At 39.2% G+C, this 26,291-nt stretch carries 24 protein-coding genes; 14 read left to right on the top strand and 10 right to left on the bottom strand.

Features of this window, described 5'->3' with window-relative positions; translation table 11 throughout:
• Window positions 1–23: 23 nt before the first annotated feature.
• The 6 genes from tcuB to JGE69_RS15970 all read right to left on the bottom strand — a co-directional run bounded on the left by tcuB (window position 24) and on the right by JGE69_RS15970 (window position 7,122).
• Window positions 24–1,157, bottom strand: coding sequence for a tricarballylate utilization 4Fe-4S protein TcuB (gene tcuB, locus JGE69_RS15995; protein ID WP_199114218.1), 1,134 nt, complete (start codon window positions 1,155–1,157; stop codon window positions 24–26).
• Window positions 1,147–2,553 carry an FAD-dependent tricarballylate dehydrogenase TcuA gene (gene tcuA, locus JGE69_RS15990; RefSeq protein ID WP_199114219.1) on the bottom strand — a complete coding sequence of 469 codons (1,407 nt, stop codon included), beginning with the start codon at window positions 2,551–2,553 and terminating at the stop codon, window positions 1,147–1,149. Before tcuA ends, tcuB begins: the two co-directional genes overlap by 11 nt.
• 103 nt (window positions 2,554–2,656) lie before the next feature.
• Window positions 2,657–3,586 (bottom strand): LysR family transcriptional regulator, encoded by a 930-nt coding sequence (locus JGE69_RS15985; protein WP_199114220.1) that lies wholly within the window; start codon window positions 3,584–3,586, stop codon window positions 2,657–2,659.
• A 132-nt stretch (window positions 3,587–3,718) separates the two neighbouring features.
• Entirely contained in the window at window positions 3,719–4,513 is a 795-nt protein-coding gene (locus JGE69_RS15980; protein WP_199114224.1) for a substrate-binding domain-containing protein, read from the bottom strand.
• 91 nt (window positions 4,514–4,604) lie between these two features.
• Window positions 4,605–5,915 (bottom strand): MFS transporter, encoded by a 1,311-nt coding sequence (locus tag JGE69_RS15975; RefSeq protein WP_017387501.1) that lies wholly within the window; start codon window positions 5,913–5,915, stop codon window positions 4,605–4,607.
• A 277-nt stretch (window positions 5,916–6,192) separates the two neighbouring features.
• On the bottom strand, window positions 6,193–7,122 hold the full coding sequence (locus JGE69_RS15970) for a LysR family transcriptional regulator (RefSeq protein WP_199114226.1): 930 nt from the start codon (window positions 7,120–7,122) through the stop codon (window positions 6,193–6,195).
• Window positions 7,123–7,915: 793 nt separating this feature from the next.
• On the opposite strand from JGE69_RS15970, the gene JGE69_RS15965 reads away from it, so the two are divergent.
• The 6 genes from JGE69_RS15965 to JGE69_RS15940 all read left to right on the top strand — a co-directional run bounded on the left by JGE69_RS15965 (window position 7,916) and on the right by JGE69_RS15940 (window position 15,025).
• Complete coding sequence (locus JGE69_RS15965; protein WP_017387502.1) at window positions 7,916–8,968, top strand: Bug family tripartite tricarboxylate transporter substrate binding protein; 1,053 nt, start codon at window positions 7,916–7,918, stop codon at window positions 8,966–8,968.
• 54 nt (window positions 8,969–9,022) lie between these two features.
• On the top strand, window positions 9,023–9,469 hold the full coding sequence (locus tag JGE69_RS15960; RefSeq protein WP_078224226.1) for a tripartite tricarboxylate transporter TctB family protein: 447 nt from the start codon (window positions 9,023–9,025) through the stop codon (window positions 9,467–9,469).
• A gap of 12 nt (window positions 9,470–9,481) precedes the next feature.
• The gene (locus JGE69_RS15955) at window positions 9,482–10,981 is read left to right on the top strand and encodes a tripartite tricarboxylate transporter permease (protein WP_000382837.1); all 1,500 of its coding nucleotides are present in this window, start codon (window positions 9,482–9,484) and stop codon (window positions 10,979–10,981) included.
• A gap of 49 nt (window positions 10,982–11,030) precedes the next feature.
• A complete protein-coding gene (locus JGE69_RS15950; protein WP_199114228.1) occupies window positions 11,031–12,077 on the top strand; it encodes an AbrB family transcriptional regulator in 1,047 nt (348 codons plus the stop codon).
• Window positions 12,078–12,238: 161 nt separating this feature from the next.
• Window positions 12,239–13,624, top strand: a complete 1,386-nt coding sequence (locus tag JGE69_RS15945; protein WP_174723451.1) for an outer membrane protein transport protein — start codon at window positions 12,239–12,241, stop codon at window positions 13,622–13,624.
• 33 nt (window positions 13,625–13,657) lie between these two features.
• Window positions 13,658–15,025, top strand: a complete 1,368-nt coding sequence (locus tag JGE69_RS15940) for an amidohydrolase (protein ID WP_032004316.1) — start codon at window positions 13,658–13,660, stop codon at window positions 15,023–15,025.
• 57 nt (window positions 15,026–15,082) lie between these two features.
• On the opposite strand, the gene JGE69_RS15935 is transcribed toward JGE69_RS15940, so the two are convergent.
• Window positions 15,083–16,090, bottom strand: coding sequence for an AraC family transcriptional regulator (locus JGE69_RS15935; RefSeq protein ID WP_075383811.1), 1,008 nt, complete (start codon window positions 16,088–16,090; stop codon window positions 15,083–15,085).
• 215 nt (window positions 16,091–16,305) lie between these two features.
• Between JGE69_RS15935 and JGE69_RS15930 the strand changes: the two genes are divergently transcribed.
• Complete coding sequence (locus JGE69_RS15930) at window positions 16,306–17,331, top strand: fatty acid desaturase (protein ID WP_199114240.1); 1,026 nt, start codon at window positions 16,306–16,308, stop codon at window positions 17,329–17,331.
• 100 nt (window positions 17,332–17,431) lie between these two features.
• Here the strand turns inward: JGE69_RS15930 and JGE69_RS15925 are convergent, their stop codons facing one another.
• Window positions 17,432–18,040, bottom strand: coding sequence for a LysE family translocator (locus JGE69_RS15925; RefSeq protein ID WP_199114230.1), 609 nt, complete (start codon window positions 18,038–18,040; stop codon window positions 17,432–17,434).
• 255 nt (window positions 18,041–18,295) lie between these two features.
• On the opposite strand from JGE69_RS15925, the gene JGE69_RS15920 reads away from it, so the two are divergent.
• The 4 genes from JGE69_RS15920 to JGE69_RS15905 all read left to right on the top strand — a co-directional run bounded on the left by JGE69_RS15920 (window position 18,296) and on the right by JGE69_RS15905 (window position 22,264).
• Entirely contained in the window at window positions 18,296–19,168 is an 873-nt protein-coding gene (locus JGE69_RS15920; RefSeq protein ID WP_199114232.1) for a LysR family transcriptional regulator, read from the top strand.
• A 368-nt stretch (window positions 19,169–19,536) separates the two neighbouring features.
• Window positions 19,537–20,523, top strand: a complete 987-nt coding sequence (locus JGE69_RS15915; protein ID WP_000031350.1) for a DUF1852 domain-containing protein — start codon at window positions 19,537–19,539, stop codon at window positions 20,521–20,523.
• Window positions 20,524–20,543: 20 nt separating this feature from the next.
• Window positions 20,544–21,587, top strand: coding sequence for a methionine synthase (locus JGE69_RS15910; protein WP_000735359.1), 1,044 nt, complete (start codon window positions 20,544–20,546; stop codon window positions 21,585–21,587).
• A 185-nt stretch (window positions 21,588–21,772) separates the two neighbouring features.
• Window positions 21,773–22,264, top strand: a complete 492-nt coding sequence (locus JGE69_RS15905; protein ID WP_000249487.1) for a flavin reductase — start codon at window positions 21,773–21,775, stop codon at window positions 22,262–22,264.
• A gap of 53 nt (window positions 22,265–22,317) precedes the next feature.
• On the opposite strand, the gene JGE69_RS15900 is transcribed toward JGE69_RS15905, so the two are convergent.
• Entirely contained in the window at window positions 22,318–22,734 is a 417-nt protein-coding gene (locus tag JGE69_RS15900) for an NF045616 family extracytoplasmic (lipo)protein (protein WP_199114234.1), read from the bottom strand.
• A gap of 702 nt (window positions 22,735–23,436) precedes the next feature.
• Here JGE69_RS15900 and JGE69_RS15895 point away from each other — a divergent pair.
• Complete coding sequence (locus JGE69_RS15895; protein ID WP_199114236.1) at window positions 23,437–23,988, top strand: TetR/AcrR family transcriptional regulator; 552 nt, start codon at window positions 23,437–23,439, stop codon at window positions 23,986–23,988.
• A gap of 391 nt (window positions 23,989–24,379) precedes the next feature.
• Window positions 24,380–24,988 carry a hypothetical protein gene (locus JGE69_RS15890; protein ID WP_032004307.1) on the top strand — a complete coding sequence of 203 codons (609 nt, stop codon included), beginning with the start codon at window positions 24,380–24,382 and terminating at the stop codon, window positions 24,986–24,988.
• A 174-nt stretch (window positions 24,989–25,162) separates the two neighbouring features.
• Here JGE69_RS15890 and JGE69_RS15885 read toward each other — a convergent pair whose 3' ends face one another.
• Window positions 25,163–25,492, bottom strand: coding sequence for a darcynin family protein (locus JGE69_RS15885; RefSeq protein ID WP_032004306.1), 330 nt, complete (start codon window positions 25,490–25,492; stop codon window positions 25,163–25,165).
• 121 nt (window positions 25,493–25,613) lie between these two features.
• On the opposite strand from JGE69_RS15885, the gene JGE69_RS15880 reads away from it, so the two are divergent.
• A complete protein-coding gene (locus JGE69_RS15880) occupies window positions 25,614–26,219 on the top strand; it encodes a TetR/AcrR family transcriptional regulator (protein WP_199114238.1) in 606 nt (201 codons plus the stop codon).
• The last annotated feature ends 72 nt before the right edge of the window (window positions 26,220–26,291 follow it).

The following is a 26,291-nucleotide window of genomic DNA, read 5'->3' as shown; positions in this document are numbered from 1 at the left end:
ATAGTGAATACTTTTGAATGAAATTATGACTTATTAGAAATACGTTCTTCGATGGCAAATTTGAGTAAAGAAGCACTGCGGTAAAAACCGTGTGCGAACTTTCCAAATGGCATGGTAATAAAGAACGTCATGACCGTAGCTAAATGGAAAATCAGTAAAAGTGCCATGTAAGGGGTATTGCGAAATGCCATGAGTGCTAGCCCTGAAGCACTAACGATAAGTAGAAGGAAAATAAAGCCTCGATCTACAGGTTTTTGCTCACGGTCACCATGCAACGGATGACGTTTAAGATTTAAATAGAGTAAGCCAGCAGGCCCGACAACTAAGCCAATTCCACCTAAAGTGCCTAAAATCACAGGCAAACTTAGGTAAGGATAAGGCGCATGTAGGTCAAGAAAATAGTGATATAAAGTCGCTACACCTGTAGCTGCAAAGCAGAGCATAAAGCCATAAAAGGTGAGGTGATGGAATACGCGGCGGATTTGTGTGTAACGGTCATCTTGCTCATTACAGCCTTTACCATGCCCACCATCTAAATATTTAAGTGTTAAAACATTTTGGGTGGCTTGAACAAGGTCTGGTTTCTCAACTTTGCCATGAATGACTTTAGAGGTTTGTCGCCAGAATTTGCTAATTCCGATGCCGAGTAAAACAATTGCAACTGTAAAGGTTGCTCCAAACAATAGGGCTAAAAAGTTATGCGGGAAAATCGCATAGAAATTACCTTGATAGCCTGCAAACAGGTCGGTGCCTTTGTACCACACTACGGCTAACATGCAAAAAAAGAAAATAAGTGTTAAAGCCGAGACAAAAGGAATACCTACAGACTTATAAAGTCGACCTAAAGGCTGAGGGGTCGCAAATTCTTGGTAAGTTTCTAAACGTACTTGTGCCATCGCTTTAGGAATGTTTACCCCAAACTCATGAGGTGGGGCATACTGGCAAGCATGTAAACACGCACCACAGTTATGGCAGAGGTTTGCGAGGTAATGAATATCGGCTTGGTTAAACTCAAGGCGTTTGGTCATGGCCGCAAATACAGCGCAAAAAGACTCACAGTAGCGACAAGCATTACAAATCTGTAGGGCTCTTTGGACTTCTTGCTCATGGTCAGAGAGCTGAACAACTGGAATTAGGGCTTTGCTATTAGCATTCATGTTCAACTCCTTGTGAAAGTGCATAGTGGGCTGCATTTTTTCCGGCAATGCGTCCAAAGGTTGTGCCAATCGACATACCAACGCCTGCGGTATAACCCTGACCAAGTACGTTACCTGCCATCATTTCACCTGCGACAAATAGGTTACGGCTGGCTTTATTGTTAAAACGCACAGCAGCATCGTCTTCGACTTTTAAACCTAAATAGGTAAAGGTAATGCCGGGTTTAAGGGCATAGGCATAGAAGGGTGGCTGGTCAAGAGGAACGGCCCAATGAGTTTTATTGGGAACAATATTTTCGGTGGTACAGTCATCTAAAACAGTATGGTTAAAGGTGCCTTGCACACAGGCTTGATTAAATTCTTCTACGGTATGGCACAAGGTTTTGGCATCTAGCCCGATTTTTTCGGCTAACTCTTGAATGCTATTTGCTTTTACACCAGCAAATACAGGGGGCATAAAGCGACCAATGGCTTTTGAATCAATAATCGAATAAGCAATTTGCTGGGGTTGTTTAGCAACAAGACGGCCCCAAATCGCATAACGTTTTGGCCAGAAGTCTTCGCCTTCATCATAAAAACGTTCGGCTTTATTATTGACCACAATTCCCAAGGAAACGCAGTCAATACGAGTACAAATACCACCGTCATATAACGGTGCACGTGCATCTACGGCGACACAGTGCGATTGCGATGGGTCACCAATAATATCGGCACCTTGATCTATCATAAATTTAAGCAAGTTGCCTTGATTAAAGCGGGTTCCACGGATAATGAAGTTATCGGCAGGCCATTCGCCGTTTTCATTTCGTCCCCATGCTTCTCTTAGCCACTCCAAATTTGACTCAAAACCACCTGCGGCCAAGACACAGCTTTTTGCTTTAAATACACGTCCATCTTCAGCAATTGCAGCTTCAAAATGTCCTTGATTTAACTTTAGATCTTTAATTTTTGTGTTGTATAAAATTTCGATGCCAAGTTCTTGGGCACTACGGTAGTAGGCATTAATGAGGGCTTTACCACCACCCATAAAAAAGGCATTGGTGCGTGCAACATGCAAAGCACCCGATAACGGCGGCTGAAAATTCACACCATGTTTACGCATCCAGTCGCGGCAAGTCGCCGTGCTACGAATCACTAGACGAGCTAAATGTTCATTGGTTTTGCCCGCAGTCACTTTAAGTAGGTCTTGCCAATATTCTTCTTCGGGATAGGCATCGACCAATACATCTTGAGGAGCATCATGCATGCAGCGAAGGTTACGAGTGTGTTGTGAGTTACCACCACGCCACTCTTTGGGTGCTGCTTCTATAATGAGCACAGACGCGCCACTTTCTTTTGCTGTGAGCGCGGCACACAGTGCGGCATTCCCACCACCAATTACAATCACATCATGCATGGATTTCTCCCTTTCTCAGCTAGGGCTAATGTAGCTTTAAAAGGGAAGATGAAGTGAGAGGCTAAGCTTGAATGGGTGTTTAGTAAAAATAAACACTAATAGCTTAAGTGTTTATGAGTTCCGCACCGGGCCAGCGTTTTTCATTAATCAAGTTTGCTACACAGGCACGAATCACTACCTTCGTGGCTAAGGTGGCAGGCGAGATTTCTTCTTCAGAGAGGCTAATTAAATAGTTAATGCGTTCAATGGCAGGTTCTACAACGCGCAGTAAACATAGGTCTTGCCTTGAGTTTAATGATGCACCCGCAGGTTGGATGGTTGCCATTTCGAGTTGGCTAATGCTTTCCATTAACAAATGCAGCCCATCAATTTCATAGGCCACTTTAAGCTGATGAATTTTCTGTTCGAGCAGTAAACGCAGTCCATGTCGTTGACTTGGTAAAATCAGAGGGAGTTCTTTAAGCTGTGAATGATTAATGGTCTGAGTGTCGATACAGCTTTCAAGATCGTACTGACTCAGCACTTCTTTAGGTGAGATTAAAAACATCTGTTCTTTGACTAAAGGCTGTATGGCCCACTGTGGGTCGACATCGTCACTAAAGATGATGGCAACATCGAGCTGCCTTGCATTCACCAAGGCTTTGAGGTCACCCGATAACCCTTCAATTAAGCGGACTTTAATGTCAGGGTAACGATTTCTCATGAGTTTTAAAAAGTGTGTGCCAATAACCGATGCGACACTCGGCGAAAAGCCGACGGTGACATGACCACTTAAACGTGAAGAGTGTGCAGAGTCTACGGCATGATCTAGGTGTCTAAGTGCCAGTTGCACTTGTTGAAAAAAAGCTAAACCCGCTGGGGTGGGAACCGTACCCAAAGCGGTACGTTGTAAAAGGCGAATAGAAAGCTCGCTTTCTAATTTTGAGATTTGCTGGCTTAATGCAGAAGTTCCAATATCGAGATTTTTTGCAGCTTTACCCAAGCTTCCTGACTCGATCACTGCAATAAAATACTTTAATTGTTTCAGTTCCACGGCAAATACTACATTAACCTTTATGGATTAATTCTACACTGGTTTATCGCTATAGTTTTTGTTCTATTGCTTTGAGTAAACCACTAAAAGAGCAAAGGCAACATCACCTCAAGACGTTGCCTTTTAGAGCTTTTATTCTTTAACCTGCTCAAGACCCTGTTCTTCAATAATTTGTGTTGCTTGTGGCGATTTCACAAATTTAATTAACTCTTTTGCAACCTTCTCATGTTCAGAGTTTTTACCAATGCCCGCCGCAAACACGGTGACTTTTTGATAAGGTGCAGGAATTGGACCAACTAATTCAACTTGACCATATTTGCCAGTAAAAGGTTTGATTTCACTAATTTGCTGGAAACCAATATCAAACTGGCCTTCGGCGATACGTTTTGCAACGCGGTCACCAACTACTTTTTCTGCCTTACTCGAAATTACTTTGTACTCGACAGGCGGGAAGCTTGGAAAAACATCTTTTTCAAGATGCGTACCGCTCGCACTTGCTGAATAGCCGATGTGTTTGGCATTTAATAAAACTTTTTCAAATTTTTCTGCAGAACTAATATCTGGCTTTGGTGCACCTTTAGGCACAGCCATGCCGATGCTTGAATTTACTAAAGGACTTTGTGAATTTGGGTCTACATAACCCTTTTCTGCGAGCTTGTTGAGTTCAGGAGCAGCCAAGACCACTACATCAAAGCGTTCACCACGGTCAAGGCGGTTTGGGATTGCAGTCGGTGATGCACCCATCGATGAACCAGACGAGAGATGCACGGTATGGCCTGTTTGTTTTTCAAATAATGGAATGAGTTTTTCCATAGATGAATAAAAACCACCTGAGCTAATTACTTCGATAGTATCTGCGTTAGCAAGAGTTGAGCCTAAGCCAGCACCAGCTAGGCAAATGGTCATGAAGATAGGTGACTTTTTCATAGTATCTCGCTTTAATGACAGGAGAACACAGTACGGAGACGTAAGATCTGCCGTACTGTTCATTAAAATTTCAGGTTAAGTAGTTGTTGTTTTAAGCGCTAATTTTTGCAGGTTCAGCAATCGCGTCAGTATTTTTCTGTTTAGAACCGCGGCATAGATACAAGCTTGAGATTAAGCTACAAACCGCAGCAAGCATGAGCCAGAAAGCAGGGGTACTTGGGTTGCCTGTGTTTTCGACAAGGAAGGTACAAGCCATTGGTGTCATACCACCAAAAATAGCGGCTGCAAGGCTGAACGCTAAAGAGAAACCAACTGTACGCACACGTTTTGGCATCACTTCTGCAAGGGTTGCGACCATGGTTCCGTTGTACATACCAAAGAAGAACGAGAAGTAAGCAAGCGTAATTAGAAGGTTTGAGAAACTAATGTTGCTCACTAACCAACTTAAAACTGGATAACTTGTAAAGAGAGCAAGTGTGGTAATGCCGACTAGTACTGGACGGCGGCCAATTTTGTCTGAAAGCAAACCACCCATTGGTAACCAGAAGAAATTAGACAAACCAACAAACACGGTTGCTAAAAGGCTGTCTGTTACTGACATTTCTAAAGTACGTTTTGCATACACTGTGGTGTAAACCGTAATAAAGTAGAAAGTGGTGGTCGTCATTGCACTCATCATCATGCCTGCAAGTACGATGCGCCAGTTACTCGCCAGTGTGCTAAAAATTTCTTTTGTTGAAGGATGGGTCTTTTGCGATTTAAAGTCTTCAGTTTCCTCTAAAGTACGACGGAACAAGAAGATTAAAGGAATAATCAAACAACCGATTAAGAACGGAATACGCCAGCCCCATTCACCTACTTGAGCCGTAGTTAAGATGGTGTTGAGCCAGTAGCCAAGTAATGCGGCAAACACAACAGCAACTTGTTGGCTGCCAGACTGCCAGCTTGTGATAAATCCTCGATTTTTATCCGTTGCAATCTCTGCTAGATAAATAGAAACACCGCCAGATTCAACACCTGCCGAGAAGCCTTGTAATAGACGTCCAATCACCACCAAAATCGGCGCAATAATACCTATGGTTTCATAACCTGGTACAAAGGTAATTAAGATGGTTCCGATGGCCATAAGACTTAAAGTAACAATAAGACCCTTACGTCGACCAACTCTGTCCACATAAGCGCCCAAGAAAATAGCGCCGAGAGGACGCATAAGAAAACCCGCAGCAAATACGGTAAATGTCATCATTAAAGAGACATATTCATTTTCAGAGTGGAAAAATTTTGCCGCGATATAAGTGGCATAGAAACCAAAAAGAAAAAAGTCGTACTGCTCTAAAAAGTTGCCACTCGTTACATTTAATATTTTTTTAAAAGTAGCCCTACGGTTATTCACGACATCCATTGGAGACCTCCTTGGCCTGACAAAATGGAAACATTCACGATTTTCGAGGCTGGACCTAAATTGATTCAATCAATAAATCTAAAGAGCAAATGGGTTGGAGATGAGATTTAGCGAGGTCCTTTGCAGAAAATGTGATGCCTTGTTTCCAGTTCAAACTACACATCTATATTTCGATAAGCGGAAAACCACTTATCATTCGGACGAAAATGTAATCTCAAAAAGCAGGAGGGAGTGAGAGGGCAAAATTAATTAGGTATTTAATAAAATTAATGACTCTTTATAAAATAATTTCAGAACATGGCCAAATCTGGTTTTGAATCAAATCTTTCACACAGGCCTTAATGGCTGACTTTGCGGCAAGTGCGGCAGGTGATAATTCTTCTTCGGCAAGGCTTACCAAGTAATTGATTCGTTCAACTTCAGGGTCTACTAACTTGAGTAATTGAAGCTTATGTTTGTACTCTTGTAGACAAGCGCTACCTGGGCGGACACTGGCAAGGTCGAGGTGAATTAGACTGTCCATGAGTAAGTGTAGGCCATCAATTTCATAGACGACATTAAGCTGACCAATCTTGTGCTCAAGCAACTTTCTTAAACTATGGCGCTGGCGTGGTAATACTAAAGGAAGGTCTCCAATTTGTTGAGACTGAATCACACCACTTTTGATGCAATCGGCAAGACCATATTCTTCTAGCACTTTCTTGCGTGCCATTAAATACATTTGCTCGCGTACCAAAGGCTGTATTGACCACTGTTTATCAATTTCATTGGTAAAAATAATGGCGATATCGAGCTGACGCGAGTTAATAGATTGAATTAGATTACCCGATAGCGTTTCCACAATTTCTAAACGAATATCTGGGTAACGTTCAGACATTAGTTTCATTAAAGGGATGCCAATCAAAGCAGTAATGGTCGGTGGAAAGCCAAGGCTGACATGTCCAGACAGTCGTGCAGAATGAGCAGCATCTACCGCGAAGTTCACTTGACGTAAAATAAGTTGAGAATGTTTTAAAAAGGCGAGACCTGCTGGAGTAGGGGTTACACCAAAGGCATTACGCTGTAATAGGCGAATGCTTAGCTCTTGTTCTAATTTACTAATTTGCTGGCTAATAGCAGAAGCACCCACATCGAGTTTTTGGGCAGCTTTACCAATACTACCTGCTTCAACCACAGTCAAAAAATACTTTATTTGTTTGATTTCCATAATAAATATGTTCGCTCATCATCCTTGATTTAATTTGTACAGATATGAAGGATTGGGAAATCTATCATGCACTTTAATATTAACAGCAATCCATAAAAAAGATCTTTAATTTGATATTCTAAAAACAATAAAAACGATCTTTTTCAACTTTAATATTAAAATTTCTCCTCTAACTTTTATTTATTATTACGATAAATTTACCGCTAGATTTTCAGTCTTTTACATTCCCTTTTCTTAGAGTTTTAACTATTTAATTTTACTAATGCCCCCTTTAATTTATTGGTATCACGATGTTTTCTTGATCTGTGCTTTAATCTTTTCAAATGAAAAAAGGAGCACATTAAATGCATGATGCATTAAAAAATATGATGGATTTTCAAATTATGAAGAAGAGTAACTGATTAAATAACTATTGGAAAAATATATGAGTATTTAGCTCATTTGATCAGAAGGGAAGATTGGGTAAACAGTTTTATTTATTTGAATATTAACGTTACCCATAGCATGGATATGCAAAAGACAACTCAATAGATTACGTTTTTACTATCTTATTGTTATTCATCAGTATTCTTTAACCGAAGCATTTTTAGATATTTCTGCAAAGGTTTTAATTCTCATTATAGATCTGGTGATTGTCCTAACTTTCCCTCTACTTAGCTATTTCTTTCAGTCGATTGATTCGTAATTTTTATAGTAACGCTGCATTACTGAAATTCGCTGTGAAAAAGCGCATTTCAAAACATAAGACCAAAACTAAAAACCAATAAGCATGATCGTGCCAAGGAGGTCGATTATGGAGATTGGTAAAAATCAAAATATGAATAGAGCAAAACGTTATAAGGATGTATGTAACATGAAAAATTTAACTTTACTCGCATTAACATGCGTCAGTGTGACAATAGCTGGGTGTGGTTCAGGAAATGCTTCTAAAGAGGCGGGGCAGCCAAAACGTCCGGAATGTATAGCACCAGCCAAGCCGGGTGGTGGGTTTGATATGACCTGTAAATTGATTCAATCTGGCTTTAAACAAACAGACCAGCTCAAAGATCCAATACGTGTAACCTATATGCCGGGTGGGGTAGGTGCCGTAGCCTATAACAAAATCGTAAACAGTGATCCTGCGAATAATAATGCCGTGGTTGCATTTTCCACTGGTTCACTCTTGAACTTAGCACAAGGAAAATTCGGACACTTCACTGAAAAAGATGTGAAATGGTTGTCTGGGGTCGCCGTCGATTATGGTTTGGTTTCGGTACATAAAGACTCACCATTGAAAAACCTTGATGACTTGATGAAAGCACTCCGAGAAAACCCAAAAGCACTTAGCTTTGGTGGTGCCGGAAGTGTGGGTGGTCAAGACTGGATGCAAACAGCAATGTTGGCAAAAAAAGCAGGTATTAGTCCTGCCGATTTAAGATTTGTTGCACTTGAAGGCGGTGGGGAAGTGCTGACTTCATTACTGGGACAGCATATTCAAGTTGGGGTCGGCAATATTAGTGAAGTCAGTTCATACCTAGAGTCTGGTGATATTCGGGTATTGGCAGTTTTTGCTAACAAGCGTTTAGACGGGAAGTTCTCAAAATTACCTACTGCAAAAGAGCAAGGCTATGACATTGAGTGGCCGGTAATCCGTGGTTTCTATATGGGGCCAAAGGTCAGTGATGAAGCTTATGGTTGGTGGAAAAATGCCTTCGATAAAATGATGGCTAACCAGAAATTTGACGCAGTCCGTGAAAATCAGGATCTACTCCCATTTCAGCTGACAGGTGAAGAACTCAAAGCTTATGTTTATAAACAGACCGCGGAAATGCGGCAGTTATCGCAAGAATATAAATTATCACAATAACAAATCGGCTGGGTTGAGAAGCTATTTTTCAGCTCAGTTTTTTTCTGAGGATAGATGATGAAATCTGAACGGATTCTTACCGCCATTATTACGGTTTGTGGGTTATTTTTGTTGATTTATGCGAGCAATTTTGAAGCCCCAATTTCCTACGATCCAGTGGGCCCTAAAGCTTTTCCTATTTTATTAATGGGCTTAATTACAGCGAGTGCAGCGTATCTCACTATTCGACCGGCCATTATGTTTGAACCCGTGGAATTGGGATGGACAAAACATCTAGTCGTTAAGTTAGTGTTGTGTGTGGTGGCTTTAACGCTATATGCATTAGTTTTTGAATGGCTCGGCTTTATTGTTGCAACCCTGTTGATGACCATTGCAGTGGGCAAACTTTTCCATGGCAAAACCATACCGGTTTTGGTGACAGGTTTGGTACTTAGTATGAGTACCTACTATATGTTTGACCGTTTCTTGGATGTGCCGTTACCACTTGGATTTTTTGGTTAAGGATGACCCGATATGGATGTATTAAGTTTTTTAATGATGGGGTTTGAGGTTGCTTTACAACCACAGAATCTTTTAATTGCTTTGATTGGCGCATTTATTGGAACGATTGTTGGCTTATTACCGGGTTTAGGTCCAATTAATGGTGTGGCAATTTTATTGCCGTTTGCTTACGCTTTGGGTTTACCCGTAGATAGTGCCTTGATTTTATTGGCAGCAGTTTATTTGGGCTGTGAATATGGCGGACGTATTTCAGCGATTCTGTTAAACGTACCCGGAGATGCTGGAGCCATTATGACCACGTTAGATGGTTATCCATTGGCACAGCAAGGTAAGGCAGGAATTGCATTGTCTTTGTCATCGGTCAGTTCCTTTGTTGGAAGTACTGTTGCCTTTATTGGGATTGTGCTGTTTGCTCCTATATTGGCGAAATGGGCAATTGCGTTTGGTCCCGCTGAATATTTTGCTCTGATGGTCTTTGCAATTGTTTGTTTAACTGGTCTGGTTAGTACGCAGCCTTTTAAAACCTTAATTATGGCACTCATGGGCTTAGCACTTTCAACTGTGGGAATGGATGCAATTACAGGTGTATATCGCTTTACCTTTAACAGTGTGGGTTTAAGTGACGGTATTGCTTTTACTACTTTGGTTATTGGCCTATTTAGTGTAAGCGAAATCCTATTAATGCTCGAACGTACGACAATTGGTCAAGTTGCTTTAAAACAAGGAAAGCGTTCTCTTTTTAATCTTAAAGAGTTCTTTTTCTCTTTAGTTGCTATTATTCGCAGTTCAGTGATTGGTTTCTTCTTGGGGATTCTTCCAGGAGCAGGTGCAACCGTTGCAAGTGCGATGGCCTATACCACTGAACGTAAAATGGCAAAGGATAGTAGCAAGTTTGGTAAAGGTGATTTACGTGGGCTTGCTGCACCAGAAAGTGCGAATAACGCAGCCGCTTGTGGTTCATTTGTACCCATGTTGACACTAGGTGTGCCAGGCTCGGGGACGACTGCGGTCATGATGGGCGCGTTGCTTATGTACAACATCGCACCAGGTCCGCAGTTATTTGTTCAGCAACCTGTATTGGTGTGGTCGCTGATTGCATCGCTTATGGTGGGTAATATCATTCTGTTGGTATTAAACTTGCCATTGGTAGGCTTCTTTGCCCGCATGCTGAGTATTCCTAATTACATTTTGATCCCGATCATCGCAAGTGTGAGTTTTGTTGGTGTGTATGCTATTCATAGCAATATCTTTGACTTGCTGTTATGTATGGGCTTAGGTGTATGTGGATATATTCTCAGAAAATTTGATTTTCCTTTAGCTCCACTGATTCTTGGTTTTGTACTTGGCGAATTAATGGAGTCGAATCTGCGCCGCGCACTTTCAATTTCTCAAGGGGAACTTGATGTCTTATGGAGCAGTAACATTAGTATAGGACTTTGGATCATGTCAGGATTATTATTGATCTTGCCAATCGTTCGTAAATACTTGTTTATCAAAAAACAGCAAGCTTAATAGGACAGCAATAATAGTCAGCATTAGTTGGCTATTATTGCTCTGAATTATGGAAAAAATAAGCTCAAATCTCAAAGGATTAGCAATTGCTCTGGTCGGAGCTTTAATTGCCAAATATTTGCATATTCCCTTGCCTTGGTTGCTTGGACCTTTATTGACGGCTTTATTGTTCGGTAGTGTTGGTCATCCACTTGCCTGTGATCCCCAGTGGCGACGCATAGGGCAAGTTATTATTGGTATGGCTTTAGGCCTATACTTTTCACCAGCTTTGGTACAGGCAGTGGCAGCATATTGGGGCTTTATCCTCATAGGTTTGGCATGGTCACTTGTATTGGGCACGTTGCTGGCTGGATTACAATATCGAGTTAATGCCTTGGATTGGGCAACAGCATGGTTTTCTTCGGCCATTGGCAGTGCCAGTGAAATGGTGAATATTGCAGAGCGACACCAAGCTCAAGTTGATAAAGTCGTTGCCGCTCATAGCCTAAGAATTGTGATTCTGGTTGTGTTGGTCCCAATTTTTATGGAACTTTATTTTCATGTCGAATGGACTGGTTTAAAGATACCCGTATCGGATCAATTTAGCTTTTTTCAGGTTGTATTGCTGTTTTGTCTGGCTCTGTTTGTGGGTCAGGTTTTTCAATTTTTTAATCTTTTGAATGCTTGGATTTTGGGGCCACTCGCCATTATTGGGTTATTGTCATTTTGTGGAATACTTCAGATGAAATTGCCTGAATGGTTTACTGCCTTTGGTCAAGTCTGTATTGGCTGGTCATTAGGTAGCAAATTTCCATTTAGCTTTTTAAGGAAAAATAAAAAATTTATTGGAATCACACTGATATTCAATTTACTGGCTTTAGTGTTATCGATTAGCTTTGCGTTATTACTGGTTAATTTAAGTCATACAGAAAAACAAATCTTGATTTTAGGCCTTTCACCCGGAGGCATCGCAGAAATGTCACTGATGGCTAAAGCTCTCGGACTCGCAGTACCCATTGTCGTTTCCTTTCAACTCTCAAGATTAATTTTCGTAATTCTCACTACACGCTTTTTTTATCAATACAGTTTGCAATTGTTTTTTAAATCTAAAAAGTAAGAGCTTTTTTAATATAAGAACTTTGTTGTGCTTACCGTTATACAAACCATAACTTTCCAATATGGCATCTACGGTCAAATCATTGGCGTTTGGAGCTAAGCAGAAGCATTCAAATCTACATAAAGTGAGGAATCAAAATAAAAAATATCCAGGATGGATCCATGAATTTTGTTGTGAATAAAAAAATATTGATCTTAGGAATAACTTCAATTTGCACAAGCACCTTACATGCGGCTGCATTTGATAAAACAGGGCAGTCTGTAGCGGCATTTTTACAACCGGGTAACTATTTTGAAGCAAGTTTAGGAATCACAGATGCCGATTTAAGTGGTGTAGAGTCGGGCACAAACCCGTCACATCATTCAATTTCAGATATAGCCAACACCGATTATCGACCTACCGCAGCTTTAAAACTACAGTTAGCACCGCAGTATTCATTTGGCTTGCTTTACGATCAACCATTTGGTGCCGACACAGAATATTCAGGCCTAAATGGCTTTGTCGCAACGCCAAAAGACACGGTGATGTTACCCGGCATTACAACAGCAGGACTTGCCAGTGCTACTTCTGGTCAGGCTCCTACAGGAAATGCAAAATCAGAATTTGATATACAAAATTTAAGCTTTATCTTGGGGTATCAACCCACAAAAAACTGGAATCTTTATGCGGGGCCAGTCTATCAAACCTTTAAAAGTCAGGTTGAATTAAGAGGTAATGTATTTAGTCTTTACAACGGCTATGACTTTCACACCAAAACTGTAGGTGACTTAGGGTGGTTAGCAGGGCTTGCCTACCAGATTCCGGAAAAAGCTGTGAAAGTCTCATTAACCTACCGTTCAGCCATTACTCACAAACTAAACGCGACTGAAAATGCCCCACTCATTGAGATGTTAAGCACTCAACAAGGTCGTGATTTAGTTAATCAGCATCTAGACTACATGATTTCTATTGGTCAGATGACTCCACAAAAGAAAGCTTACTTAAATCAGATTATTGCCAATTTGCCAGAACAAGAAGATACAGGTACAACAAAATTTAAATCTCCTGATTCAGTGAATTTAGAGTTCCAGACCGGACTTCGTCAGGGAACGTTACTGTTTGGTGGTTTACGCTGGGTAAATTGGAGTGATCTTGCTTTGCAACCTTATCACTTCGGTGAGATCTCAAAAGTTATTGGCGGACTATCAACGCCAAGCCGTCCAGAAGGTTTTAATTTGGTTCGTTATTATGACGACCAATGGTCTTTAAATTTGGGGGTTGGACAACGCTTTTCACCTAAATGGTTAGGCTCTGTGTCGGTTGGGTGGGACTCGGGAGCAGGTGATAAAGTGTCAACGGGTGGCCCAAGCAAGGGATATTACAACTTGGGCGTGGGTGCTCAATATAGCCCGACATCGCAATACTTTATTTCTGGTGGCGTGAAGTATTACTGGTTAGGCGATGCAAAAGCTCAGCTTGGCGCACAGGCGGGTAGTGACTATTATGTAGGTGAGTTTAAGGATAACCACTCAGTCAGCTATGGCTTAAAAATTGGATATAAATTTTAAAATTAAATCAGACATTTATAAGGTTTTAATTACATGAATAAAATGATCAAAAACGGTATATTTTTAGGTTTGTCGACTTTCATGGCAGGTTATGGAACTCTCCTTCATGCGGAAGCAAGTCCAACAACTTTGCCGGCGGTTTCGCAAAAAGCGTTAACCATTATTGATAGGCAAACAGAGTGGTTAAATAAGGTCTATAAAGACATTCATGAACACCCTGAACTTGGGTTTATGGAAACGCGTACTTCAGCAATTGTTGCCAAAGAACTTAAGTCACTGGGTTTTGACGTTAAAACGGGAATAGCCAAAACAGGCGTGGTTGGCATTTTAAAAAATGGTGAAGGGCCAACAGTCATGTACCGTGCCGATATGGATGCCAACACTGTTGAAGAAGCGACTGGTTTACCATACGCGAGTAAAGTGCGTGTAAAACTTGATGATGGAACTGAAACACCTGTAGCACACATGTGCGGTCATGATGCACATGTGACATGGATGCTCAGCATGGCAAAAACCTTAGTCGCTTTAAAAAAGGAATGGAGCGGAACGATTATTTTAGTCGCGCAACCTGCCGAAGAACCGATCACAGGTGCAAAAGCTATGGTGACCGATGGCTTATGGACAAAATATAACTTGCCAAAACCTGATTATTTCTTTGCAGTGCATACCACACCTGCACCTGTGGGCGTGGTCATCAATGCACCGGGGCCACGTATGGCGGGAACCGATCAGCTTGATGTTTTATTTAAAGGTGTGGGTGGGCATGGTTCACTACCAATGCTCACCAAAAACCCAATTAGCATGGCGGCCAATGCAGTAAATCAATATCAAACCATTATGGGTAACGCAGTTGATCCGCAGCAAGCGGCAGTATTATCGATAGGTTCAATTCAGGCTGGAAACTCGAATAACGTGATTCCTTCTACAGCATTGGTCAAAATGAACTTACGCTGGTTTGATCCTAAAGTGCGTGAAACCATGTTAAATAACATTAAGTCTATGAGTGAAGGCGCGTCTCAAATGCAGGGGATGGGTAAAGACCAAATGCCGACCTTTACTTTTAAAGGTTCAAGCACACCTGTAATTAACAATAAAGAATTTTCGGCACGTTTAAATGGGCCTTTAAAAGCATTATTAGGCGATAAACATGTTCTAACTGAGTATCCTGCGGTTATGGGGTCAGAAGATGTTCACCATTTATTAGGCGACCAAAAAGACATTCCGTTTAACTTTATGTTTATTGGTGTGGCAGACCCAGTTGTGTTTGCAAATGCAGTCAAACAAGGCAAACCTGTGCCTTATATTCCACATAGTCCAAACTACATTGTTGACTTAAAAGCTTTGCCAGTGGGTGCTAAAGTCACTACAGTTTCGATGCTAGAACTGCTTACTAAAAAGTAAGTTACTCATAAAAAAAGATGCATTCACATGCATCTTTTTTATCTAAGTTTTTAAAAGTTAAGAGCAAGCCAGATATTTTTCTCGATAATGAATAGGTGATAAATCGGTCCAGCGGCGAAACGCGCGGGTAAAACTACTGACATCGTTAAAGCCAAGAATATAAGCAATCTCAGTAATATTATGGCTTGAGTTTTTAATATAAGATAAGGCGAGTTCATGCCTAGTCTGATCGAGTAATTCACTATAAGAGGTGTTTTCGGCAGAAAGTTTGCGTTGCAGGCTTCGTATGCTTAAGCCCAGACTTTTCGCAACGTCTTGTTGTTGGAAATCACCTGTAGATAATTTTTCGATTAATTTTACTTTCACACGTGCCAATATATTTTCTTTATCGAACCGTGCCAGATAACGATTAATAATTTCATCATATTCTTGGGTGAGAGTAGGATTTGCGCCTTCTAGTTGTTGTTCTATGGTTGCTGTATCAAACACAATCATGTCTTTGGCTGCATTAAAAACAATCGGAGCTTTTAAAATACTCTGGAATGTTTCTAAATCTTCAGGTTCTGAACGTCTAAGTTCAATGCGTAATGGCGAAAAAACAGAGCCTTGTAAAGCACGACTTGAGCGAATAAAAACGGAAATAAATGCATCTATTGACTCGGGCTGAACTTCGTCGGGAACATGAATAACAAAATAATGATTATTTCCTTGCCCATAAAACTCTAGCTCTGGAATATCCGTAACCACACGAAAATAACGAATAATTCTTAGAAACATCTCTTTTAGAGTAGTGCTGGTAATCAGTGAATGCCCTAACACATGAAAAGTATTTTGATTGACTTGGCTGGCAACTTTAAGGCCAAAACATGAATCTTGAGTTTTCTGAACTGCTAATTTCCATAAATTTGCTGTTTGTTTTAATGAATATCGTGCATCAGGATTACTCAGAGCCTGAATATCTAAACCTGCTTGTTCTAATAAAGGTTGACTATCAACACCGGCTTTTTCGAGCGCTTTTTGAATCGCTTTCACCCAGCTAGCCAGTGCCGTTGCTGTCTGTGGCATGTTATGTCCTATAACTTGTGATTCATATTCCTGTAAATAGTATAAAAGATTCAAAACTAAAAAATCTTTTGTTTGTTTTGAATCTTTTTATTTTGGCATCCATAGCCAATAGATTGGCGTTTCGAGCTAAGCACATTTAGGGTGATCTAAATAAAGTAGGGGCATGAAAAACTGAGGAATAACGGATGACCTATATTTATAAAAATCCTGCCGGAATGACCGATAGCGAAAAAACGGAACATATTAAAAAAGTAGTAACAGCAGAAGGTGTGGCTTTACGCAAACGCCATCCTATTTTGAACCATCAAAATGCCATTGGGGCGATGATTCTATTTATATCTTTGGTCGGCATGATAGCGACTGCCGTGCTCTATATAAATCATCAACTTTCAGCTTGGTTTGCAATTCCAATTATTGCTTTTTTTGCATCACTCACCCATGAGTTAGAGCATGACCTGATTCACTGGATGTATTTTAGAAAGAAACCATGGGCACATCATTTAATGATGGGCTTAGTCTGGTTAGCTCGACCAAGTACAATTAACCCGTGGAAACGTCGTGAGCTGCATTTTAACCATCATAAAAACTCAGGCACCGAAGTTGATTTAGAAGAAAGAGCTTTAACCAATGGAGAGCAGTGGAGCATACGTCGACTCATCGCGATTGGTGATAACGGCTTGGCGGTCCTGTTTCGCATTATTTCAGCAAATAATTGGACGGTTAGAAAAGTCATTTTTAAACGTGCATTTATGGCCTATTTCCCGCTAGGGATTATTCACTGGTCGCTGTGGTATATCTTCTTAGGTTTTCATGCAGTTGATGCTGTTTCAAGTTGGGCAGATGCACCGATTGCTTGGTCAGCTACCACTTTAAATATTATGCATGTGGTTAATATTTTGACTGTTGTTTGGGTTGCACCGAATGTACTGCGTACCTTCTGCTTGCACTTTGTGACTAGCAATATGCATTACTACGGCGATGTCGAATTGGGTAATGTCATTCAACAAACTCAGGTATTAAAACCTTGGTGGATGACTCCGTTCCAATTGTTTTGCTTTAACTTTGGTTCAACGCATGCCATCCATCATTTTGTGGTGAAAGAACCATTCTACATTCGCCAAATGACCGCGCCAGTTGCCCATAAAGTCATGCGTGATATGGGAGTGCGGTTTAACGATGTTGGAACCTTTAAAAGAGCAAATCGTTGGAACATAAATGATTTATCAGAATCAAAAAGTTAAAACATAGCTTTTTATCTCACTCAAATGGACTGAGTTCTGTACGAAGCGCTCAGTCCATTAACCATAAACTCAACATACAGTTTCTTAAAAATTAAAGGCTTTACTGAAACTTAGTAAAAAGCAGAATTACACCTAATACACATAAAATTGAGCCAATGACCCTATTAATCTGTACTTGCTTGGCTAACATTTTCTGTCTCAGTAGCATGGATGAAAACAGCACAGCGACCAGTGAAAACCATACAAAATGGGCAAATGACATAAAAAAGCCATAAGCCAAAAGAATGGTTTTAGGCGTGGTTAAACTCACAATTTGCGTATAGGTGCTAATCACAAATAGCGTGGTTTTTGGGTTGAGGGCGTTGGTAAAAAAGCCGTATTCTATGGCTTGCAAAGTACCTATAGAAGTTAAAGCCGCAGTGTCTAAAACTGGTTTTTGAGTAAAAGTTTTATAGCCAATATAGATCAGATAAAGCGCGCCAATATACTTAACAATATTCAAAATTTGTGGCGTATAAGTCATCACAAAGGCAACGGCAACTAACGTATAGGTCACATGCACCAACACGCCAAGCGATATTCCCAGTGAAGTGAACACACCTATTTTTCTGCCGTACAAGTAACTATTTTTGGTCACAATCGCGAAGTCAGCGCCGGGGCTAACCACCGCCAAAATCGTGATGAGAATAACCGCAATGAACTCTGTCATTATTTTGCCCCTTCACTGAAAACGAGGGGATTAATCTGTACTTTTTGGAATGCATTCGAGAGGAGAGCTGTTTTGCTTAAAGCAGTTATTCTTTTCGTGAGAAAGGTTAGGGCTTTACATTTGTGAAGATGGATATAGATATCTAATATGTTTTTCATCATCTAAAATAGGTTTTAATAAAGATGATTTTTATTTTGAACAGGAATCTAAAAATAAAAATCGATAAAAACGACTACACATTTATGAGTTTTTGGAATGATCGAAAGAATATCGCTGAATTCACTAAAATTTTTCTATTTTGTGGCGAAGTATGGCAGTGTGACTTTAGCTGCAAAGAAATTATTTGTGACGCAAAGTGCCGTTAGTAAACAGATTTATAATTTGGAAGAAGCTTTAAATACGACTTTATTTGACCGTAAAAATAAAACACTTGTGATGACTAAGCAGGGTGAAATTTTAATGAGTTGTTGCCATCAAGTTTTTGGTCAGCTTGATGAATGTTTAATAGAACTAAGCCAGCCTAAAGCTGAAAGCAAACAGCTGGTCTTGTCGTGTGAACCGACTCTTTCCATGAAATGGCTCATTCCACGGTTATCAAAATTTAAAAAGCTCGGTCATGATTTTGAGGTTGTGCTACTTACAGCAGGCGGAGTGGTCGACTTTGAAAAAGACAATATTGATATCGCGATTCGCAGAAATGACTTTGATTGGGGAGAGCATATCTATAGCGAAAAAATTGCCGATGAATATATCGCTCTCGTTCAAGCAACTAAGCCATCGGAAACCAACGACATACTCATTTCGACCTCTAGACCAAATTTTTTCAAAAGTACGAGTCGCATTGCTGAGTTAAAGCAGAGTTTAAAAGGCTACACCAAAGTTGAACTCGAACATTTTTATCTATGCTTAGAAGGCTGTTTGGCGGGACTTGGCGCAACAGTCATCTCAATTTATATGATTGAAAAAGAGCTTGAGTGGAACTTACTGAAAAAAATTTCACCTGTTGTGCAAGATAATTCAGCTTATTTTTTACTTTCTCATAGCGCTTTTGAGGAAGATTCACGTAAAACCATATTTTTAGAATGGCTAAAAGCAGAGATGAATGAAAGTCAGCATAAATTACTTTAGGTTGATTCTTTTTAAATTGAATTTTTCTTTTTAAACTTTTGAAACTAATAATAAATATTTGAAATGATTAAGGCACCATGTGAGTGCCGTAAATTGAATTTTTGCTGACTAAAATTTCCTAAGATGAAAAATATTTAACTTCATACTTATTTATTAAACCCTAAACATGAATTTCACTCAGTTTGTAATGAGACTAAATCATTTTTATTCATGTTCTGATTGCGGTATAAATCTATTCATGCTCTGAAGCGCTCCAGTTATTCACTTTGATAAGACCATAAGGCACAAATCTGACAAGTCTGGAAAGTTTAAAAAGAGCAAAAGGTTTTTATTTAGGTTTTATCTCAGAAATTAGGGTACTGATCACAATGAGTAAAGAATTTACATTTACGATTAAGAGTATTTGTTTCGATGAGAACTATCGTCCAGCAGACAATACACGTATTACAACCAACTTTGCTAACTTGGCAAGAGGGATGAGCCGCGAAGAGAATTTGCGCAATACATTGCAGATGATCGACAATCGTTTCAATGCCTTAGCTCATTGGGACAACCCTAAAGGCGACCGCTATGGCGTTGAACTTGAAATCATTTCAGTTGAAATGAACATTGATGCCGAAAACCGTACTAGCGGGCTTCCTCTCATCGAAATATTGAAAACCAATATTGTTGATAAGAAAACCAATGAACGCATCGAAGGTATTGTAGGCAACAACTTCTCGTCTTATGTACGTGACTATGACTTTAGTGTGCTGTTGTTAGATCACAACAAAAACAAGTCGACTTTTAGCACGCCAGAAAAGTTTGGTGAATTACACGGTAACTTGTTTAAGAGCTTTATTAACTCTGAAACTTACAAAGCCAACTTTAAAAAGGCACCTGTAATTTGCTTAAGCGTTTCGACGACTAAAGAGTATCACCGTACTGAAAACGAACATCCTGTTTTAGGTGTTGAATACAAGCAAGAAGACTATTCATTAACTGATGAATATTTCCAAAAAATGGGCTTAAAAGTTCGCTACTTCATGCCGCCAAATAGCGTTGCGCCGTTAGCGTTCTATTTTACAGGCGATTTGTTGAGTGATTACACCAACCTTGAGTTGATTAGTACCATTAGTACGATGGAAACATTCCAAAAGATTTACCGTCCTGAAATTTACAATGCAAATTCAGTGGCTGGAAAATCTTATCAACCAAGCTTGAAACACGAAGATTATTCACTTACTCGAATTGTGTATGACCGTGAAGAACGTAGCCGTTTGGCTATTGAGCAGGGGAAGTTTGTTGAAGAGCAATTTATCAAACCATACCAAGCGATTCTTGAGCAGTGGTCTGCTAATTACGCTCCTAATTAATCAACATACGGGTCATTATCATGAAAAAATTATTACCAACTTCAACTGCTGGCAGCTTACCAAAACCGTCTTGGCTTGCAGAGCCTGAAAAGCTTTGGTCGCCTTGGAAACTTGAAAACGAAGGCTTAGTTGAAGGTAAAAAAGACGCGTTACGTTTGGCGTTGCATGAACAACAACTTGCAGGCATCGACATTGTGAGCGATGGTGAACAAACTCGCCAACACTTTGTGACCACGTTTATTGAACACTTAAATGGCGTAGATTTTGAGAAGCGCGAAACAGTTCGTATTCGTGACCGTTACGATGCAAGCGTGCCATCTGTGGTAGGCGCGGTGTCTCGTCAAAAGCCTGTGTTTGTTGAAGATGCGAAGTTTTTACGTCAGCAAACCAATCAACCAATTAAATGGGCATTACCTGGCCCAATGACTATGATTGATACACTTTACGATGGTCACTACAAGAGCCGTGAAAAACTCGCTTGGGAATTTGCCAAAATCTTAAACCAAGAAGCGCGTGAGCTAGAAGCTGCTGGTGTAGATATTATTCAGTTTGACGAACCTGCATTTAACGTATTCTTTGACGAAGTAAATGACTGGGGTATCGCGACTTTAGAGCGCGCAATTGAAGGTCTAAAATGTGAAACTGCGGTGCACATTTGCTATGGTTACGGCATTAAAGCCAACACTGACTGGAAAAAGACACTTGGTTCTGAATGGCGCCAGTACGAAGAAGCTTTCCCGAAACTTCAAACGTCTAACATTGATATCATCTCGTTAGAATGTCACAACTCACATGTGCCTATCGATTTACTCGAACTCATTCGTGGTAAAAAAGTGATGGTCGGCGCAATTGATGTTGCATCTAACCAGATTGAAACACCAGAAGAAGTAGCCAATACACTACGTAAGGCACTTCAGTTTGTAGACTCTGACAAGCTTTACCCTTGCACAAACTGTGGTATGGCGCCTCTTTCTCGTGAAGTGGCACGCGGCAAGTTAAATGCTTTAAGTGCAGGTGCAGAAATCGTTCGCCGAGAACTGACTGGTTATGATCTTACTGCTTAATATTTACCAATAAGTGGTATAAAGGGTTACTTTTTTGATGGCAGTTGATAATCAAACAAGTAACCCTCATTTTACTTACTACATGTCGCTCTAATTAGATCGCATGTCGATAGTACCTTCCTGATGGAGTTGGGCGGTATAGCAAACACACAGGACAAGGTACGGTTCAATTTAGGAATAATGTCATGGTTCAAGCAACAGACTTTAGAAATGCAATGTCTTTACTCACAAGTGCAGTTAGTGTTGTGACCACGGCAGGCATGTCTGGCCGTTTTGGATTTACTGCCTCTGCTGTTTGTAGTGTGACTGACACACCACCGACATTATTGGTGTGTATGAACCAATCTGCGAGTTCACATGCACATTTCCTAGATAACAAAATCTTAACGGTGAATGTTTTAGGCGCGCACCACGAACATATTTCAAAAGCATTTTCATCTAAACTCACACCAGAAGAGCGCTTTAAACATGGCGCATGGATTGAGTTAGAAACGGGTTCACCTGTATTAGATGATGCTTTGGTGAGTTTCGATTGTGAGATTGAGCAAATTCAACAAGTCGGCACACATACGATTTTTATATGTCCAATCGTAGCAATTAAACAAAGCCAACATGACCAAAGTTTGGTTTATTTTAACCGTGCTTATCACCAAGTGGGACAGACCGAGATTGTCTAAACTCACGCGTTTAGTTGTTTCTGCAATAGCGAAATGAGGGCCTAGAAACAAGCCTATTTACAAGTTGTTTCACCGGGTTCAGGCTCTCGAATTTCTAGCTTATTGTTATGTTCTACTACACAAATACGTGTATCGAAAGTTTTGTATGTATCCAAAGTAATGTCATAAACCACATTCTTTTCAAATTCTTTTAAAGGAATTTTTACACAATCCTTTTCTTCTATTGGTAACGGACCGCTTGGGTAAAACTTCTCATAAGAACTTTTATATGCGTTTTTGTTGTCAACTTTCCCCATATAAATCAAAAAACTATTATCAGTAGGATAAGATGCTTTTGGAGGTTTATTGGTAAAGGCACATACATAATCTTGATGTAGTGTAATCTCTAATGGAAGAGGGCCTTGGCTACAACCATTCAATAAACACCCAGTGGTTAATATTAAAATGGACTTTGAAGATAATCTTATCATTTATGTTCTCGTAAAGTTCTAAAAAATATTCAAATTCAAAAAGTAAAATTTATGAGGTTTAGCTTACCGTATCTGACTCTTTTTAAAAAATGAATAAATACAATTAAATATAATATATAAAATAATAATTAAGTTAATCTAATGAAAAACAATAAGAAATTTAAATACTTGTCATAAAAGCTACATTGACACCTCTAAACTCTCCGATTATGCTTTGCGTGCTGGCCTACATTGCCAGCCGGTTTTAGCAGACCGCATAGTAAGAGCATCAGATTATTCCTTTTCTGAGGAGTAGTCTCATGTGTTTCAATCGTCCCTCGCTCGTTGCGGTAGGACGAGTGAGGGACACCTTCGGGTGTGCTGATTTCTTACTATCAGTCTGCTAACCCTTGCTCGTTCTGCCACCATAATTCCAAATGAATGCTTTGGCAGAACTCCCAAAATCAGGAGTTGGCTATGTATATCCATCATTTCTTGGTACTCAGTGCCAAAAGCTATAACGACACAGCTTAAAAATTTACAGCAGCTTGAACGCCATAAGGTTTTCAGGCTCTAAGTCATTTTTACTTAAAACTTAGCAAAACAAAACTTGAGATGTGCCAAGCACCGTCTTACTGCTTTGCTGTGCCTTTTTTTTCTCCCAGAAAGGGCACAGGCTTTTTATCTCATTTAGAAACAACAAGAATTTATAACGGTAAAACGATGCCAACTTTAGAAATATCTTCCAAAAAATTACAGGTGGTGCAAACCGCCATCCAACTCTTTACCACGCATGGATTTCATAATGCAGGCGTAGACCTGATTATCAAAAAATCCAAAATTCAAAAAGCCACGTTTTATAACTACTTTCACTCAAAAGAACGCCTTGTTGAAATGTGTCTAATCTTTCAAAAAAGCCGACTTAAAGAAGAAGTGCTGGCAATTGTCTACTCACATCGCTACCCAAGCGCAGCCGATAAACTTAAAGAAATTGTCCGCTTACATGTCGATGTAAATAACCTTTACCATCTTTTGTTTAAAGCCATTTTTGAATTAAAACTGCTTTATCCACGGGCTTACCGCATGGCAGTTGAATATCGTAAATGGCTACTAAAAGAGCTTTTTGATCTGGTCTTTAGTCTGGAAACCAACAAACCCAAACTCGATGCCAACATGGTTTTAAACTTAATTGATGGCTTGATGCTACAGGTTTTAAGTTCAAATCGTGTGGATGAACGGGATGTGGTGTTAGAGAGGTTTTGGGGGAGGGGGTGATACTGTTAAGATTAAATGATTTATTAGATAAACCTATTTTAAAATAATGAGAGCTATATTTGTGATTATTTTTAGGCGATTGCCCCATTAAAATATTAATAAAATTGTTTAGATTGTTTTAATATTTAAAACAACTAATTAAAAAATATTATTTTTAACTATTTTTGTTATTAAATTTGAACAACTTTTAATTTAAATTTAATAATAATTTTATTGTTTTTTTATTTGTAATTAATATGGAGTGGGATATTTACTTATAAATTTTCTATGTTAATCTATTTTATATTGTGGTGAGGATTATTTTATACTAATCATAATGAGAAAGTTTAAAAATTTTCTAATCATAATAAATATCTTGTTAATTATTAAAAAAGTATTATAGGAATAATATATGACAAACTTCGTTGATATTCTAAACAAAATGGAAGAACACTACATAAATAATATTAATACAGGTATGGCAATACCATATTATCCTAATTTGGTTGAAGATTCTTTGGGCTTGGTAGAAGCAACAAATGAATACTGTGTTACTGATGTTAATAATGACGGTGAAGCGACAGATAATTCATTTCAAAGTAAATTGAAGGCTTTAAAAAATAAAGCACAGGATACGTCTACTCATCTTGCTTCCCTTATTGAAGAGGAACTAAAAAAATCGAGTAAGAAGTTGAAAGATAATAATTCTCCTACTGCAAAATCTGAATTTGATAATGAACTTGATAAGATTGGTGACACTGCTATTGAGGATGCTACAAAAAATATTAAAAAAATTATAGCTAATGCAAAAGAGATTGGTAAAGCTTTTCCGAAGGCTCAGAATCTTATTCTCGTTGCGGTACAACAAATTCATCAACTTATTAATGAATTGATTCTTAAAATAGTTGCTTATATTTCTGAGCTTATTAAAAATATTATTAAATGGATAGAAAAAGCTTGGGAAACTATTGCTATGGTTTTTAATGATATTAAAGTGTGGATTTTACACTGGTTTAAATAAAATAATTTATTTGTAATAACACCATGACCCTTAAGTGGTAATGGTGTTGTTTTTTAATATTGTTTTTATTTTGGTAGATTTAATTTTATATGTTCTTACAAATTTTAAAAATTTATTGTAATTGTTTGAAATTGATATGTAATATCTATTTTTAATTAATTAGACTAATAGAGTTTATAAAGAACTTTCATATTCCACATACCCATCTTCAATTGCAGGAATAATCTCTACAAACTCAAAGTAGGGTACTGTACAAAACTCAGAGTCTCGAATCGCATCAATCACAAAATAATAATCTTGCAAAGATTTCGTCTCAAACACAGCAATATCACTCGCTTTAGTACTAAACGCTTCAACGTCATACCACCGAACTTTTACAGTTGGGTACTTCGCAAAAATAGGTTCAAGCTTTTGTGTACTAAACTCAGCCCGCTTTTCACGAGCTAAAGCCAACCAAGCAGGCAAAGCTCTTAAATGAATAAAAAAAGTATAAGTTCTAGACATAACTACTCCATGACTGGGCGAGTTGTAGTTCAACTGAAAAAGACAGCATTTGCTTGTCATATCAACATGACTCAGTCAGTATATGAGTGATTACTCACATTAAATACTCGCATTTCGACCCATGTCAGAAACCCTCCCAGACCCACGTAAACGCCCACGTCAAGCACGTTCAGTGGCTACCTTTGAAGCTATTTTAGAGGCGGCTGCTCGCATTTTAGAGTCTTTAGGCTTTGCTGGATTTAACACAAATGCCGTGGCTGAACTTGCTGGCGTAAGCATTGGTAGCTTATATCAATACTTTCCATCTAAAGATGCTTTAATCGTTGAGTTAATTCGACGTGAACGCGCCAAGCTATCAAATCATATTGTTGAAGCTATACAGCAACATGAAGCCGCAGACTTAAAAGAAAAACTAAAACTCATCATCCAAGCTGCTGTGCAGCATCAATTGAGCCGTCCGCAGTTAGCACGAACCCTTGAATTTGCTTCTGAAATTATTGAAAAAGACATTGAGGAAAGTGAGCTTCAACACGAGCTTGAAACCATAATTTCTGATCTGTTTATACGTTTTGGTATTTCACATGCACAAACTGCCGCACAAGATGTGATTGCTTTAAGCAAAGGAATGATTAACGCAGCAGGTATAGCAGGGGAAAGTGATTTAAATCATTTACAGCAGCGAGTTGAAAAAGCTGTATTTGGGTATTTGAAAATAAGTTTAAGTTAACATACATAAACACTATTACTAGTGAATTTAAATTATTTTTCAATCACTTGTATTTATTTTTATTTTTTGTGA

Origin of the sequence: Acinetobacter sp. C13 (assembly GCF_016809775.1) — a bacterium.
In the GTDB taxonomy this organism is placed as follows: Bacteria; Pseudomonadota; Gammaproteobacteria; order Pseudomonadales; family Moraxellaceae; genus Acinetobacter; species Acinetobacter pittii.
The sequence above is the reverse complement of the archived record's forward strand: the minus strand, read 5'-3'. Positions and strand labels throughout refer to the sequence as shown.